The organism is Puia sp. P3, assembly GCF_050632245.1.
Classification (GTDB): Bacteria; Bacteroidota; Bacteroidia; order Chitinophagales; family Chitinophagaceae; genus Puia.
Genome location: NZ_CP192583.1, coordinates 676,569 through 690,608, shown reverse-complemented (window position 1 = coordinate 690,608; position 14,040 = coordinate 676,569). Strand labels below are relative to the sequence as shown.

Below are 14,040 nucleotides of genomic sequence, written 5' to 3'. Positions count from 1 at the left end.
TGCGGTTTGAGAATGCGGTGAAAGTGTATGGTGCGGCGGCGGATTTCTTTGTGAGGAAATTCTTGAAGTAGCGGTGCGGTTCACGCTGAGGGTGCGCCGGCAGTTGCGTGGTTCACGCCTCCTTGTCCGAACCCGGGCCAAAATACCGCTCAAACTCTTTACATCCCAGCGGAGGAAGCGTGGAAATATCGGCGCTGGCGAGGAGGGTATCCCCCCACTCTTTCAGCTGGTGGATAAAAGGAATAAATCGCAGTCCTGTCTCCGTGATCGCGTACTCGACCCGCGGCGGTTTCTCGCTGTAGACGGTCCGGCTGACAAGCCGGTCCTCTTCCAGTTCGCGGAGGGTCTGGGTCAGCATCTTGGGCGTAATGTCCGTGATATTCCTTCGCAGCTCGCCGTATCGCAGCACTTTATTGTGCCAGAGGTATAGCAGTATCCGCGCCTTGTATTTGCCGCCGAGGCGGCGGAAGGCGTAGTCGATGCTGCAGACGCCCGTCTCCTGATTTTTTGCCACCGTTGTCATATTTATTTCCCTGATTGTCAGTGTTAGTATCGTTTTAGTATCCAGGATACCGTTTGGTACCTACTTGTTTGCTAAAATCGGGCCGGATAATTTTGCCAGTTAAATTAACACATAATGGAAAGACGAGTTTTGTTGAAGAACATATTTTTATTGGGAGTGGGGAGTTATTTTACAAAATGGGCGGCCGCTGCCGGTCCCGCAGCGAATGCTACACGCCCTTTTCATCACTTCCAACTGGGTAAGCTCGACCTGACCGTCGTGACAGACGGGTCGTTAAGGATGAGTCCGGTACAGCCAAGTTTTGCCGAGGGAGTGCCCGCCGCCGCCGTCGACAGTCTGCTAAAGAATAATTTCCGTTCGAAGGAAGCCATCGAGCTGGGCATAAACGTCCTGGCTATCCGGACCGGCACAAGACTGATCCTCGTGGATACGGGCTGCGGCGCGGGCTTCGGCGCAGGTTCCGGCTGGCTGCCCTCTTCTCTTGCGGACGCGGGCATGAATCCTGCCGACGTGACCGATATCGTGATCACACACGCGCATCCCGACCATATCGGCGGGCTGCTGAAGCCCGATAAGAGCCTGGTCTTCCCGCAGGCGGAGGTCCATATTTCAGAAATAGAATACCAGTTCTGGATGCAGGACGCACCCGACTTCTCGAAGAGCAGTCTGAACAACACGGAGGTGCTTCGCGGGATCATCGGCAGCACACATGCCGCTCTGCAGACACTGAAGCCGCGTCTGCACTTCTTTGCGGACGGCGACGAACTGTGGAGCTGTATCCGTTTGCAAACGGCAGCCGGGCATACGCCTGGTCATACGCTGGTGCATGTCTTCTCGGATGGGGAGGAGCTGGTACATATTGCCGACCTTCTGCATTCCGACGTATTGCAGTTCGCGCATCCGGACTGGGGCTTCTATGGCGATACCGATGGGGCCCAGGCGGCGGCGACGCGCCAGAGGGTGCTGGCTCGGCTGGCGGCGTCCAGATCAAAGGTGTTCGCCTATCACCTGCCCTGGCCCGGGATCGGCCATGCGAGGAGAAAAGAAGAAAATTTCGAGTGGGTAGTGGAGAGCTATCCGATACCGGGGTAACACGGTTCACGCGAGGGGCCTCGGGCGAATTCAGACCTGGGGCCCGGTTCACGCGAGGGGCCCGGCCACGCGAGGGGCCCGGTTCACCTAGCCGAGGGGCCCGGGCCCCCAGCCTACGCCCCCAGTTCCAGCTGGTTCTTTACCAGATTGAAATAGACGTGCCTCTCCCCGATCAGCTTGGTATGATTGCCGTTCTCGACGACCTCGCCTCCTTTCAGCACGACTATATTGTCGGCATTTTTTACGGTTGACAGGCGGTGGGCGATGATCACGACGGTCTTGCCCCTGAAGAACTCGGTCAGGTTGCCGTGGATGACCTTTTCATTCTCGGCGTCCAGCGCGCTGGTGGCCTCGTCGAAGAAGATATAGTGTGGGTTCTTGTAGACGGCCCTTGCGATGAGGATCCGTTGGCGCTGGCCGCCCGAGATGGGATTGCCCGCGGCTCCGATCTTGGTCTTGTATTGCAGGGGCAGACCAGCGATGAACGACTCGATATTGGCGATCTTCACCGCGCGCTCCAGCTGGGCAGTATCGATGGTGTCGTCGCCGGTTGCGATATTGCGTTCGATCGTGTCGGAGAAGATAAAGCCGTCCTGCATAACCACTCCGACGTTGCCGCGGAGGCTGCGGGCGGATAGGTCGCCGATATCCATTCCGTCGTACAAGATCTGTCCATGGGTGGGCGGATAGAATTTCAGCAGCAGTTTCAACAGGGAGGTCTTGCCGCTTCCGCTGGCGCCCACGATGGCCGTGACCTTGCCGTGCGGGAGGTGGAGGCTGACGTTTTTCAGCACATAGGGCGAACGGGGTCCTTCGTACTGGAAGCTCAGGTTGCGGAGCTCGATGCCCCGGCTGATGCGGTGAGGAGGAGCGGGCTCCAGCGCGACGTCGGTGGGACGCTCCTCGTCGGGATGATTCTGGACCTCGTTGAGCCGGTCGAGACTCAGCCGGGCGTTCTGGAGGGACTTGAAGAAGCCAACCAGCTGGCTGATGGGGGCGTTCATCTGACCGATGATATAGGAGATACTCAACAGGGTTCCCAGCGTCATCGTGCCCCTGACCACAAAGGTGGCGCCGAGAAAGGTGACCAGGATATTCTTCAGCTGGTTGAGAAAGTCGAACCCGGAGAGCTGCAGCTGGTCGTTCTTGAGGATCTTGATATTGATTTGGAACAGCTTGTGCTGGATCTTCCGCCATTCGAACCGCTTGTAGTCCTCGAAATTATTGAGCTTCATTTCCGTGACGCCGTTGAGGATCTCGTAGATGGACTCCTGGTTGCTGCTCTGGTGCTGGAAGCGGTAGTAGTCCAGGGTCTTCCTCCTCTTCAGGAAGTACAGCGACCATCCGACGGACAGCGCGGTAAGACCGATATAGATCAGCAGTACCTTATAGTCATAAAAACTCAGTACGCCGAGGAAGACCGAGAAGGTGATCAGCGAGAACAGCGTGAGCAGGCTCTGTGAGGTCAGAAAATACTCTATCCGCTCGTTGTCCTGGATCCGCTGGTTGAAGTCTCCCATCATCTTGGTCTCGAAGAATTTCATGGGCAGCTTCAGCATTTTCTCGAGAAAGTCCGAAATGATATTGATGCTCAGTTTGGTCCCTATGACGAGCATGATCCAGTTGCGGAAGATCTCGATGACGATGGTGCCGGTGAAAAGCGCCAGCTGCGCCAGGAGGATCAGCTTGATGATGCCGATGTTCTTACCCGAAACGCCTCTGTCGATCAGCGATCTGGACAGGAAGGGAAAGACGAAGGTGATCAGGCTTCCCAGCAGGAGGAGGCTGAAGAGGATCATCAGCTGCCGGCTATAAGCCTTCAGGTAATTGACTAGGTATTTGACCGACAGCGAATTTCCGCCGGAGGGGTCCAGTTCGTAGAATTTTTCAGTGGGCTCGAGGAGGAGGACGATACCGCTGGACCGGCCCTCTCCTATCCATGCCTTGACGAACTTCTCGTCGCTCAGGGAGATCATGCCGTGGCCGGGGTCGGCTATGCGCCAGCGTTTGCGGCCCTTGCCCACGTGTTTGAGCACGACGAAATGGTTCTGGTTCCAGTGCAGGATGCAGGGCTGGTTGATCTTCGCCAGCTGCTCGGGTGTGACCAGGGCCGAGGTCGTCTCGAGGCCGATCGCGTGGGCCGCCTCGGTGATCCCCAGCAGGGATACGCCTTCCTTGGTGATATGGCAGCTGTCCCTGAGGTATTGCAGTGAATATTTTTTCCCGTAGTAGTCCGCGATCATCGCCAAACAGGACGGACCGCAGTCCATGGCGTCATACTGTCTGATATGTTTCATACAAAACGATTTAATAGTTGTTATACGGGCAGTGCTTCCGCGGCATCCTGCCGCTGGTTGGCGTTCTGAGCCTGGCCCGCGTTCAGAGCCTGGCCCGCGTTCAGAGCCTGGTTGGCCAGCGCCACTTTCCGGCTATACTGCTTCTCCAGCAGCCCGTAGATGGCCATCTCGTGAAATCTGGGGCTGGACCTGACCAGACGGTTGACGTTCATATGGATATAGCTCCACAAGAGATTGACCACCTGCGCGTGACTATAGCCGTCGAAGACCAGCGTACCCAGCTTGTTCGCGCGCCTCCGGAAGATGTCTTCGAGGCCCGGCGGCAGGTCGCCGAACACGCGTTCGATATCCGGGTAGTACTGCCGGTATTTTTTGGCGATCTGCTGGCGAACGCCCTTGTCGCCGCCGAATTCGAGCCAGAAGGAATTGAACATCCCGGAGACGATCGTGAGCTTTTCGGTCAGCGGGATATTGAAGGCGTCGAACAGCGCATCCACCGACCGGAGGATATATAGCCAGACCTTTTCCGGCTGTCTGTTCAGCCGCAGCCATGCCAGCAGCGACAAGGAGAACTCGCTGTCATAAAAGAAAAGGGTCTCGGTCCGCTCGATATTGTCCCAGTAGTACCGTTCCAGCTCGCGATTGTAGGTCGAGAACTCCAGCTTCCAGATCTTCTTTTCGTCCAGCGGTGCGCGGAATGCGTTGTTGATCCGGGATATGACGGGGCCGATCGCGGCCAGGTCCTTCAGGTGCAGACGGACGCGAAGGTGGAAGTCGGGGTCGTTATAGCGGAGGAAGAACCATTTGTCGATCAGTTGTTGACCCAGCAGATCTTTCATCAGCGGCGTGAGCATGCCGATGAGGATATTGTCGGCGGTGACACGGCCCGTATAGAGTTTGAAATAGAGCCATTCGTCGCCGGGTACAAACTGTCTGCGAACCTCCTTCTGCCCTGCCCCACCCGCCCGGCCCACGGGGATCTCGTTCTTCGAATAGCAGGAATAGATGTATTCGTTGGCGTAGTTCTGTTCTTCGGTGATATCGTAGATGCATTCCACCGTCTCGACATACTCCTTTTGTTGATCTCCTGGACGAGGATCTCGAGCAGGGTCCGGTTGGTCGTGTCGATGATCATCTTATCCTCATTGCCTTCGGTAAAGTAGACGTATTTGGGTAGCTCCGCCTTTTGCACATAGGCGAGCAGCTGATCGGATGTTATTTTTTCGGCTTTGGAGCCCGCCAGCTTCAGCACTTCACTCTTCCTCAGTCTCCAGCTGGCCTTGCGCAGGATGATATCGTCTCCGTAGCTGACCCTTGGGAAAAAGTCGATCATTCCAAGCCTCAGCCCACCGAAATGGAGCGTGAAATAATTCCTCCTGCTTTGCATCTGCAGGTCGCAGAGGAACTGGTAGACGGGCAGGGAGTCGAAACTGTAGTTCTGCGCGGAGGTCAGGAAGGGAATGACCTCTTTCCCGCTGGTCCTGGACCGTAGTACGATCTTGTCGCCCTTTACGCTGACGCCCAGGTCTTCCAGCAGAATATTCTCCGCGTGTCCCGAATTCTTCGAGAGGATGCTGATCTCGGCCTTGCGCCGTATGTTCCGGATGGTCACGTTGGCGGTCCGGTTGTTGGGAAGGTGTACGATCTCGGCCAGCACTTCATTTTTAAAATACCCGGCTTCGACGTCGGCTATTCCGTTGAGCATATCTCTTACCGAGTTATCCCGCGAGCTGAATCGCCCTAGCAGCATGGTCGCGCTCGAATTGCCCGCATTTTTCAGGGAGATCCGGCCATTGGCGTAGCTGAACATGACCGAGAAGGTCCCAAGGGATGTCGACTCCGTCCCGAAGCAGCTGAGGTCCTTTTGTTTCAGGTCGATGGTCTTTTCGCCCGACAGCAGGCAGTTTTGCCAGAACTGATATATCGCGGGGGTGATGGTGATCTTTTGCTGCGTCACCTTTTTGGCCGGCAGCTCGATATTGTCGGTGAGGTCCGAGAAGACAAAATGTTCTTCGAGGTCGGGCAGATAGCCGATGCCCAGTTCGTTGTCCAGTACTTCCAGCAGCGGCACTTCGGCGTCTTCATAGCGGCGGTAGAACCGCTCTCTGAACTTGACCAGGTTGTCGTTGCCCGACGGAGGAGGAGACAGTCGTTCGAGGGCGCCGATCAGCTGCTGCACCTTCCCTTCGAGGTCTTCGAATTTCGCGCCATTCCTGCGGAGGTTCGAGCACACGATCAGCTTGCGATCGAATTCGATGCCGATCTTTTCGAGCGCGGCGAAGATCGCCGTATAGGACTCGTGGTCGTTGAACACCTCGCGGTCCAGCGCGATCAGCCTGTCCCGGACTTCTGTCAGCGACTCAATGACTATATTGAGGTATTCGTCGCTGCGCACCATCCCGCCCGCGTCTTCCAGCACCCGGATCACCTGGTCGAGCAGGTCTCCTTCGTTGAGCGCCAGCTCGAGGCTGCTCAGAAATACTTTCGAGCGGATGAGTTCGTCGATAAATCCCGCGGCGGTCTCCGCGTCCACGTCCTCCACGTTGTCTACGACGGCCAAGACGAGTTCGTCGAACGCCAGTTCCTGCCGGTTGAGGTCGAGCAGCAGCCTCACGACTTCGCTGAATTCTATCGACGTCAGCGTATAGTTGAGCTTGCGGTTGACGACGCTGGGTTCGATATAGCGGTATTTTTCGCCGACCTGATAGATGGTATTGTTGTTGCGAAAGCGGACGATCTTTTTCACGGCGGGGTGGTCGTTCAGCCGGGCGATCAGCTTGATCAGGTAGTCCGAGTCGATATCGCTGAACCGCGTGAACTCTCCGGCGGTCGCGGCGTGCCCGGGTGCTTCGTTGTTGACCGAATACGCGGCGAAGAGCCCGAACGGCACTGTATTGGAAATGCTGCGCAGGAAGAATTTCATGATCGACAGGCTCACCGTCCCTCTGTCCTTGCCCTGTCTCACCTTCTCCCATTCCCGGAACAACTCGGGCGAAGAAAGAAAGATCGCGTCCCTGAAACGGATATTGTCATACAGGGAGTCCACAAAGGCGTCGAAGGCCTTTTTCTCTTCCGGGATCCGGAGCAGGTGGTCGAGCGAGAACAGGGGCTCCCGGAGGATCTTGTCTTTAAAGATGGCGCTGTTGATCATAAGTCAAAGGTTTCACTGATTTTAAAAAGGTTTTCCGTTTTTCTGACCGGGTCCATTTCGGTGTCGTAGATGACAAACTCGTCCATGCCGTAGAGGTCCTTGTATGTCTCTACGAGTGCGCCGAGGGATTCGGGAGTTACGGCGATGACAGAGAAGGCCTCGCGCGGATTGACGGCGCGGGACTCGGTCTCCGCGATCTCTTCGGCGGTCTTTGTAAAGCTGACGGCCATGGCGATCGACGTGCCGGGGCAGTAGCCGTGGGCCTCGCAGAATCGTCCCCGGTACTCGTCGAGCTGGTCTTTATGATAGTTCTTATTGAGGATGCCGAGGCCGTGTATCAGCGAGCGGCAATAATTCATTCTTTTGGCGATGGCCAGTGTCGCGTCGGTATAGCTGTTGGAGAGGTACCACAGCTGGGGCAAGCTGGCCGGCGAAGGGAGGAAGTACGATATCCTGTTCCTCGTATTTTGTCTTCTCGTTGAGGTAGAGGTCGCAGATATCGTTGAGGTTGTTCCGGAACAGCTGTATATGCTCCTGGCCCTTGCCTCCAAAATAGTCGTGTTTGGAGTAGTTGGCCGGCCGGCCTTTGGAGAAGCCGAAGTCGATGCGATCGTTGAACAGATTGTTCATCAACTTGTAGTTACTGGCCAGAAAATAGGGGAGCTGTAGCCGATGAGCGCGCCGGCCGAGCCGATCCGGATCCTGTCGGTAAAGCCCGCCAGCAGGGTCATGACTATTTCGGGGTTGGTATAGGGATGCAGCGGATGCGCATTGTGGTGCTCCGCCAGCCAGAGCCGGGAGAAATTCAGTTCCTCTGCCTTTATCCCGTATTGCAGGATGTCGTTGACGATGGACAACGAGTCGGAACCCGTCCGGTACCCAAGCTCGAGGATCCCTATTTTTACGTTTGTCATAACAGGAAGATTTTGTCCCAGCCGGCAACGGCGGGGTTGCTGTATTCTAATAGTACCAGGTACAGGCCCGGCAGGTTATCGATGAGACTGAGCTTGTGCTCTTTTATTTTTCCGGGCTCCCTGTAGAGCCGGATGCTTTCGTCTATCCAGAACCGGTAAGCTTCCTGTAGCTGCGGGTCGGCGGTCTCCTTGTACAGCCTCCCGTACATCTGGGCTACGCCCGCGCTGCCGAAATTGAAGCGGTAGTCCCAGACCCGCGTCTGAGACTCATGTCTTCTGTCGGTGGTACCCCTCGCCAGATCCAGCGCCTGGGGAAGGTATGCGCCCCCGCGCCTGGCGTCGATCGAATACACCAGCGTGGAGAAGTTGAGGTCGCTGTTGGACCAGGCCAGCACCGGCCGCCAGTTGTGTTCGTATTGTTCCGCGGCGCCCCTGTGGATGCTCCGCGGCAGGTAGTACCGGCGTTCGGCCAGGGTCACGTCCGCGCCTTTGACGATCTCCTGAAGGCCTTCCAGCAGGCGGCGGATCATGAGGTCGCTCTTTTCGTTGTCCCTCACCCCATCCAGTACTTTTATGATGGCCGGGAGCCCGTGCGCATATCCGAGGTGGATGCCTTCCAGGTAGCCCGCGTTGTTGTAAAAGGTCCCGTCGCCGGCGATGAATGCCTCGTAGAGCCTGTCGACGATCATCGCCACGTTCTCCCGGCTGCCGATGACCGTAAAATAGAAGAGGATGCCGATGGACCCGTTGAAAAAGTCGAAGTTACTGTTCCCGATGAGCAGCAGGCATTCGTTGAGGGCCAGGTCATTGATGGCGTCCAGCTGGCCCAGGAACCCCTCGTCGATGATGCCGTCCTCCGCGAGGAGGTGCAGGATATACCCGAACCCCGTCAAACCGCTCATTAGGGAGGACCTCAGCAGCACGCTGCTGCGGTTGTCTGCTATTTCGTCGAGCAGGTGCGAAAGGATCTCGTCTATCTTGTCCCGGTAGAAGGCGTCTCCCGACTGCCTGTAGAGGGTGTGGTAAAATAGACCAGGCCCAGCTTGCCCCCCAGCAGTCCGTCGTCCTGCAGTCCCAGCCAGTCGGCGCCGGTAATTTCGGAATGCAGTTCGCCGAGGATATCGTCGATGGCGGTGTTCATAACGTATATCTTAAATATTTGAGGAATTCGTAGCCGTTGGGGCCGATCTCTTCGGCCATCAGGGAGATCCCGATGCCGATGATACCGTTCATCAGCGACAGGGGCGTATTGACGTCGAACTGGTTGAAGTAGGACCTGTAGCCGGCGAACTCATTTCTGTGGTTGTTGAAGCCGAGCGTCTTGTCCTTCCAGTAGTGGATAGCGTCGTCGAACCGGTCGGTCGACAGCTCGCTTCTGAAGAGGGAGAAGAACGAGCTGATGCCTTCGGAGCCGTACAGCAGGATCGCGTCCTTTACGAATGCGCCCTTGTCGTCCCTGACGTTGCCCGACTTGGTGATGATCTCGATGCCGGCCAGTTTGTATTTGTCGATGCCGAGCAGTTTGCCCGCCTTATAGAAGGCATAGCCGATGCTGAGGTCCCCGTATGCCAGGTTGATCCCGGGGTTGGCCCTTTTTCGGTGGTGTCGAAAGGGAAGGTATACAGGCTGCTGTCCTCGTGACGGAATTGCAGCAGGTATTCGAGGGCGCCGGTGATGAGTTGGCCGACGCGGTCCCGCTGGATCCCGTTGTCCCAGGCGTGAAGGAGGAAGCTGACGATACCCGCGATGCCGTGCGAGCCTCCCAGTTCGATCAGGTGGTGTCCCCGGCGTTCGATGCTGGAGTACCAGTAGATGCCTTTGGCATCGGTCCAGGAAAGTTCTTCGATTCGGTCGATCAGGTTATTCAGTTCGGCCGAGAAGTCCTTGTCGCGAAGCCGGTCGATGAAATAGTAGCCGTAGTGGATGGCGCCGGAGATGGGGCTGAGGTCGGCCGCCGAGAGGCTCTCCCTGAAAAAGGACACCAGCGTATCATCGAAGTTGATATAGAAAAAGTCGATGTCGGATCTGTCGATCACGTTCTCCTTCGCGTAGAAGTTGAGCAGCGTACCGATCTCCACGATGTCCCGAAGGATGGTGGTTCCGTTGTAGCAGTCGTTGAGCCCGTCGATGGACTCTTCGAGGAACCGGACGCTCATCTCCAGGTAGTCGGGGTCCTTTTTGTACGTCGCGTAATAATAGTAGAACAGAGACACACCGGCCAGCCCGTTGCACACGCCCATCGACGAAAGGATCGGGAACTTATTTCCGATAGCCTCCTTTATTTGTTCGATTATCTTGTCTTTCATGGCTGTTCTTTTTAGATGGAAAGAAAAGGTTAGAGGTCGTTGACAGGCTCTGCGACTCCATTGCAGGTATTCTTGTCGCAGGACTGGTTGCAGGTAAAGGCAGCGCAGGAGGGCAGGGCCTCGGCGAAGTTGCCGCCTTTGATGTGCGCCAGCTGGGATTCCTGCAGTTTGACGATGGACTCCTTGTCGAGGGTGAGTCTGCGTTCGAGCTTGATCTTCTTCTGTTTCATAAACAATGATTGATTTTGTTAAATAGATGGTTGATTGCTTATTCCGGGATGTCGCAGCTATTGTTGTTGCAGGACTTGGTGCCTCCGGGGCCCGTACCCGTACAGGACTGCACGTAGCAGGAGTTCTGGTTGGTCGGGACGTTCCCGCCTTTGATATGGGCGATCTGCGTCTCCTGAAGTTTCGTGATGAACTCTTTGTCGAGAAAGAAAAGCGTCTTTTTTAACTTGATCTTCCTTTTCATTTTTAATTGTTTGATTGGTGAATAATAGGGGCGTATCAAATGGGATCGCCACTCTTAACGCCCCTATATTGTGCTACGCAGCAGCTTCAGCCGCGCCGGTGTTGCACGATCCCTTGTTGCAGGATGCGGTACAGGAGACGTCCACACAGGTGCCTACTTCCTGAGCGTTTCCGCCCTTGATGTTCTCGATCTGGGTTTCCCGGAGCTTGGTGATTGCTTCCTTGTCCAGATTGAGGCCTTTGTTCTGGTCGAGCTTGATCTTCTTTGGTGTCATGTCGATCGCTTTTGTTGGTGAATAAAAATTGTTTACTAGGCGTCGAGAGCGGCGTGTGTGTTACAGCTCTGCTCAGCGCAGGATTTCGTGCAGGAGACGTCGGCGCATGAGCCAACTACTTCGGCATTACCGCCCTTGACGCCGTCGATCTGAGATTCCTGCAGTTTGGTGATTGCTTCCTTGTCGAGGTTCAGACCTTTGCTCTTGTCGAGCTTGATTTTGCTTTGTTTCATTTTGTTTTGATTTAAATGGTGAAAAAAGAGTTTACTAAATGTTTTCGATGGCTGCGTGGTTACAGCTGTTCTGATTGCAGGACTTGATACAGGAGTCGGCGAGACAGGAATCGATCACATCGGCGTTGCCGCCTTTGATATTGGCCAGCTGCGTCTCCTGCAGCTTGGTTATCGCTTCCTTGTCCAGCTTCAACGGCTTGTTCTTGTCGAGCTTGAGCTTTGAAGGTTTCATTTTTTTTATTTTATATAGATGAATGGTTAGTGACTGTTAGTTGCCTGATCTGCTGCGATCTTCCTGGTTGCCGAAGTCTCTTTCTTTACGCTGATATTCTTATTCCCGAATTTGTAGCTGACGGAGAGCCTTACCTGCCGGGCGTCGAAATAGTTCCGCGAGGAAGCCTGTATATCGTTGGAGGCATATTTCCAGGTCGCGAGCTGTGTCTTCAGGATATCGGTGGCGGACAGTCCGACGGTCACCTTCTTGTCGAAGAGCAGGGCCTTGAAGGAGGCGGAGAGGGATCCCATGGCCGAGATATGCGTCACTCCGCTGACCTGCGGCAGGTTGTACCAGTATCCCAGGGAGAAGAACAGGTTCTTTTTGTGATTGAGGGTAAGGTCGTTGCTGGTCGAGAAGTAGCCGGACAGCAGGTCGGCTTTCTGCGGGGTGGAGGGATTGGTCGACCGGTTCTGATAATAGCTGAGGTTGACGGTATTGCTGGAGGTCCACCAGTTCGTCGGTTTGATGCTGAGGGACTGTTCGATGCCCCACGTGCGGGATCTCAGGTAGTTCTCGTAGGTATAGCTCGTAGTATTGTTGTTCGGGTCGATATAGGCGATCTGGTCGAATCCTCCGGTCGTATAGGAGTAGTAGAGTTTTGTCTCGTTGTTGCCGAAATTTAAGACCAGCTCGGCGTTGTCGGTGAAGGATGGCTGCAGCAGCGGGTTGCCCTGGGCGCTGGTCTGCGAGTTGAGGTAGGTCCTGTACGGATCGAGCATCCCGAAGCCGGGCCGGTCGAGCCGTTTGTTATAAGCGGCGGATAGTGATCTATTGTCGCCCAGGTGCCAGGTAAGATAGGCCGTGGGAAAAAATTTCAGGTAGCTGTTGGTGTGGGTGGAGTCGGAGTCGCGGGAATAGCCGGAGGTTCGGGTATTCTCGGCCCTTAGCCCCAGCTGGGTCTCCGAGGCGGCTGCCGAATTTCCGGGAGCCGGAGATATAGACGGCCTGTTTATCCTCCTTGTACCGGTAGAGGTTGTTCTGGTCGGTATCCCACACCCCGCCGGTGCTGGTGAAGCGGTAGTCGTTGTCGACGGCGTTGGAGGATATTTTTCCGCCGAGGTCCAGGCTGGCCCATTTCGTCGGCCATTCGAGGTCGGCGCCGGCCGAATAGTTGCGGATCGAGCTGTTGTTGGTGTTCGAATTGCTGAAGTCGGAGTTACCGATGGGTTTGGAGGTGGGATAGAGGTTGAGACCGCTCATATACCCGCCGGTGCTGCCGTGGTTGTCGAAGAGGTCGAGGTCTACCGACAGCCGGCGGCCGGAAGAGTCGATCTTATAGATGCTGTGAATATTATAGGAGTTGCCGGTGTTCCGGGACTGGGTATAGCCCTGCGACCGGATAAAGCTGTCCACCTGGCTGCGCGCTGCTGAGGATAGTGGTCGTCGAGCTGGTGTTTAGCGATGAGCGGCTGAAGTCCCCTTCGTACTGGCCGCCGACCGACCATCGGTGTGTAAGGGCATAGTCGATCCCGACCCTCGCATAGGTGTTTTTAAAGGAAGACGGTGTAGCGCGATCGCTGGACCAGGTCTGGACGGGATAATATATTTCGTTGTGGTAGTGGTTGGTCTTTTGGTATTCCGCGTTGCCGGCGTCTGCGAAAAGGGATAGCCTGCCTTTCTGGTAGTCGATCCTGCCTCCCGCGCCGTATCCCAGCAGCGAGTTCTGCGTGAGCGAACCCCGGACGGAGGCATTCCACGAGTCCAGCCGCGCGGTCTTCAGTACGATATTCACCAGTCCGCTGTTGCCCTCGGCCTCGTATTTCGCCGGCGGGGTCGTGATCACCTCTATGGACTGGATGCTGGATGCCGGCAGGCTCCGGAGATAGGCGATCAGGTTGTCTCCCGAGAGCTGGACGAATTTCCCGTTGACCATCACCTTGAGGGTGCTCTTGCCGATGATCTGCAGCTGGTCGTCGGTGACTTTTACTCCCGGCGTGATCTTTAGTACATCCAGGCCGTCTCCTCCGGTCGCGGCAACCGAATTGTCTACGTTGAAGACCAGGCGGTCGACCTTTCTTTCGATGAGGGGCTTTCTTCCGCTGACGGTGACGCCTGCAAGGCTTTTTTCGGAGACGTCGAGGGCCGCGTCGATCGTTGTGTCATGATTCAGCTGGATGGTCATCGTCCTTGCGCTTTTCAGGAAGCTGATGACGAGGGTATAGTTTTGTGGCTTGAGATTGGAGAAGGAATAGCGTCCCAGGCTGTCCGATACCGTGTTGACGGCTGTCTCGCCGCCCTTCAACGATACGTTGGCGAACCCTACGGGATTGTTTCCGTTGTCCGTGACCCGCCCCTTCAGGCTGGTCTGCCCCGGGGTTGCAGAACTTGCCGGGGCTAGCCCGATCAGGAGGGGCAGCGGCCGAAGGAGGTGATGTTGGTGTGTCATGATCTGGGATTTTTGTGTTTGCTGATTCGAAAATAGATCGCGGACACCCCTTTGGAAATTTGATACATCTACAAGCTGTTTCGCCGTACGAACGCCTTACTGTCCTCTGGCTGCA

The 14,040-nt window shown here is 55.9% G+C and carries 17 protein-coding genes and 1 pseudogene; 1 reads left to right on the top strand and 17 read right to left on the bottom strand.

What is annotated here, in order from left to right; genetic code table 11:
- Window positions 1-112: 112 nt before the first annotated feature.
- Window positions 113-514 (bottom strand): winged helix-turn-helix transcriptional regulator, encoded by a 402-nt coding sequence (locus ACQ86N_RS04000; protein ID WP_431214046.1) that lies wholly within the window; start codon window positions 512-514, stop codon window positions 113-115.
- Between the two features lie 123 nt (window positions 515-637).
- Between ACQ86N_RS04000 and ACQ86N_RS03995 the strand changes: the two genes are divergently transcribed.
- The gene (locus tag ACQ86N_RS03995) at window positions 638-1,615 is read left to right on the top strand and encodes an MBL fold metallo-hydrolase (RefSeq protein ID WP_431214045.1); all 978 of its coding nucleotides are present in this window, start codon (window positions 638-640) and stop codon (window positions 1,613-1,615) included.
- A 113-nt stretch (window positions 1,616-1,728) separates the two neighbouring features.
- On the opposite strand, the gene ACQ86N_RS03990 is transcribed toward ACQ86N_RS03995, so the two are convergent.
- From ACQ86N_RS03990 to ACQ86N_RS03915, 16 genes and pseudogenes are all read right to left on the bottom strand, one after another.
- Entirely contained in the window at window positions 1,729-3,912 is a 2,184-nt protein-coding gene (locus ACQ86N_RS03990; RefSeq protein ID WP_431214044.1) for a peptidase domain-containing ABC transporter, read from the bottom strand.
- A gap of 20 nt (window positions 3,913-3,932) precedes the next feature.
- On the bottom strand, window positions 3,933-4,766 hold the full coding sequence (locus tag ACQ86N_RS03985) for a thiopeptide-type bacteriocin biosynthesis protein (protein WP_431217981.1): 834 nt from the start codon (window positions 4,764-4,766) through the stop codon (window positions 3,933-3,935).
- Window positions 4,751-7,063 (bottom strand): lantibiotic dehydratase family protein, encoded by a 2,313-nt coding sequence (locus ACQ86N_RS03980; protein WP_431214043.1) that lies wholly within the window; start codon window positions 7,061-7,063, stop codon window positions 4,751-4,753. The genes ACQ86N_RS03985 and ACQ86N_RS03980 overlap by 16 nt, the downstream gene beginning before the upstream one ends.
- Window positions 7,060-7,422 carry a hypothetical protein gene (locus tag ACQ86N_RS03975; RefSeq protein ID WP_431214042.1) on the bottom strand — a complete coding sequence of 121 codons (363 nt, stop codon included), beginning with the start codon at window positions 7,420-7,422 and terminating at the stop codon, window positions 7,060-7,062. The genes ACQ86N_RS03980 and ACQ86N_RS03975 overlap by 4 nt, the downstream gene beginning before the upstream one ends.
- Window positions 7,376-7,693 (bottom strand): hypothetical protein, encoded by a 318-nt coding sequence (locus ACQ86N_RS03970; RefSeq protein WP_431214041.1) that lies wholly within the window; start codon window positions 7,691-7,693, stop codon window positions 7,376-7,378. Before ACQ86N_RS03970 ends, ACQ86N_RS03975 begins: the two co-directional genes overlap by 47 nt.
- On the bottom strand, window positions 7,693-7,977 hold the full coding sequence (locus ACQ86N_RS03965) for an LLM class flavin-dependent oxidoreductase (RefSeq protein WP_431214040.1): 285 nt from the start codon (window positions 7,975-7,977) through the stop codon (window positions 7,693-7,695). Before ACQ86N_RS03965 ends, ACQ86N_RS03970 begins: the two co-directional genes overlap by 1 nt.
- Window positions 7,974-9,059 (bottom strand): lanthionine synthetase LanC family protein, encoded by a 1,086-nt coding sequence (locus tag ACQ86N_RS03960; protein WP_431217980.1) that lies wholly within the window; start codon window positions 9,057-9,059, stop codon window positions 7,974-7,976. The genes ACQ86N_RS03965 and ACQ86N_RS03960 overlap by 4 nt, the downstream gene beginning before the upstream one ends.
- Before the next feature lie 351 nt (window positions 9,060-9,410).
- A complete protein-coding gene (locus ACQ86N_RS03955; protein ID WP_431214039.1) occupies window positions 9,411-10,283 on the bottom strand; it encodes a lanthionine synthetase LanC family protein in 873 nt (290 codons plus the stop codon).
- A gap of 29 nt (window positions 10,284-10,312) precedes the next feature.
- Entirely contained in the window at window positions 10,313-10,513 is a 201-nt protein-coding gene (locus ACQ86N_RS03950; RefSeq protein ID WP_431214038.1) for a class I lanthipeptide, read from the bottom strand.
- Window positions 10,514-10,551: 38 nt separating this feature from the next.
- Window positions 10,552-10,755 carry a class I lanthipeptide gene (locus tag ACQ86N_RS03945; protein ID WP_431214037.1) on the bottom strand — a complete coding sequence of 68 codons (204 nt, stop codon included), beginning with the start codon at window positions 10,753-10,755 and terminating at the stop codon, window positions 10,552-10,554.
- Between the two features lie 73 nt (window positions 10,756-10,828).
- Entirely contained in the window at window positions 10,829-11,029 is a 201-nt protein-coding gene (locus ACQ86N_RS03940) for a class I lanthipeptide (protein ID WP_431214036.1), read from the bottom strand.
- Between the two features lie 35 nt (window positions 11,030-11,064).
- On the bottom strand, window positions 11,065-11,262 hold the full coding sequence (locus tag ACQ86N_RS03935) for a class I lanthipeptide (protein ID WP_431214035.1): 198 nt from the start codon (window positions 11,260-11,262) through the stop codon (window positions 11,065-11,067).
- A gap of 34 nt (window positions 11,263-11,296) precedes the next feature.
- The gene (locus tag ACQ86N_RS03930; protein WP_431214034.1) at window positions 11,297-11,494 is read right to left on the bottom strand and encodes a class I lanthipeptide; all 198 of its coding nucleotides are present in this window, start codon (window positions 11,492-11,494) and stop codon (window positions 11,297-11,299) included.
- 26 nt (window positions 11,495-11,520) lie between these two features.
- Window positions 11,521-12,432 (bottom strand): outer membrane beta-barrel family protein, encoded by a 912-nt coding sequence (locus ACQ86N_RS03925; RefSeq protein ID WP_431217979.1) that lies wholly within the window; start codon window positions 12,430-12,432, stop codon window positions 11,521-11,523.
- A gap of 22 nt (window positions 12,433-12,454) precedes the next feature.
- A pseudogene (locus ACQ86N_RS03920) lies at window positions 12,455-12,892 on the bottom strand (outer membrane beta-barrel protein); the annotation flags it as partial.
- A complete protein-coding gene (locus tag ACQ86N_RS03915) occupies window positions 12,831-13,925 on the bottom strand; it encodes a carboxypeptidase regulatory-like domain-containing protein (protein ID WP_431214033.1) in 1,095 nt (364 codons plus the stop codon). The pseudogene ACQ86N_RS03920 and the gene ACQ86N_RS03915, both read right to left, overlap by 62 nt.
- Window positions 13,926-14,040 lie beyond the last annotated feature (115 nt).

Coding starts and splice junctions, on each gene's coding strand:
- ACQ86N_RS03940 (WP_431214036.1), bottom strand. CDS start 11,029: ATGACACCAAAGAAGATCAAGCTCGACCAGAACAAAGGCCTCAATCTG.
- ACQ86N_RS03915 (WP_431214033.1), bottom strand. CDS start 13,925: ATGACACACCAACATCACCTCCTTCGGCCGCTGCCCCTCCTGATCGGG.
- ACQ86N_RS03995 (WP_431214045.1), top strand. CDS start 638: ATGGAAAGACGAGTTTTGTTGAAGAACATATTTTTATTGGGAGTGGGG.
- ACQ86N_RS03950 (WP_431214038.1), bottom strand. CDS start 10,513: ATGAAACAGAAGAAGATCAAGCTCGAACGCAGACTCACCCTCGACAAG.
- ACQ86N_RS03955 (WP_431214039.1), bottom strand. CDS start 10,283: ATGAAAGACAAGATAATCGAACAAATAAAGGAGGCTATCGGAAATAAG.
- ACQ86N_RS03935 (WP_431214035.1), bottom strand. CDS start 11,262: ATGAAACAAAGCAAAATCAAGCTCGACAAGAGCAAAGGTCTGAACCTC.
- ACQ86N_RS03975 (WP_431214042.1), bottom strand. CDS start 7,422: ATGAATTATTGCCGCTCGCTGATACACGGCCTCGGCATCCTCAATAAG.
- ACQ86N_RS03980 (WP_431214043.1), bottom strand. CDS start 7,063: ATGATCAACAGCGCCATCTTTAAAGACAAGATCCTCCGGGAGCCCCTG.
- ACQ86N_RS03985 (WP_431217981.1), bottom strand. CDS start 4,766: ATGCTCACGCCGCTGATGAAAGATCTGCTGGGTCAACAACTGATCGAC.
- ACQ86N_RS03930 (WP_431214034.1), bottom strand. CDS start 11,494: ATGAAACCTTCAAAGCTCAAGCTCGACAAGAACAAGCCGTTGAAGCTG.
- ACQ86N_RS03990 (WP_431214044.1), bottom strand. CDS start 3,912: ATGAAACATATCAGACAGTATGACGCCATGGACTGCGGTCCGTCCTGT.
- ACQ86N_RS03965 (WP_431214040.1), bottom strand. CDS start 7,977: ATGACAAACGTAAAAATAGGGATCCTCGAGCTTGGGTACCGGACGGGT.
- ACQ86N_RS03945 (WP_431214037.1), bottom strand. CDS start 10,755: ATGAAAAGGAAGATCAAGTTAAAAAAGACGCTTTTCTTTCTCGACAAA.
- ACQ86N_RS03970 (WP_431214041.1), bottom strand. CDS start 7,693: ATGAACAATCTGTTCAACGATCGCATCGACTTCGGCTTCTCCAAAGGC.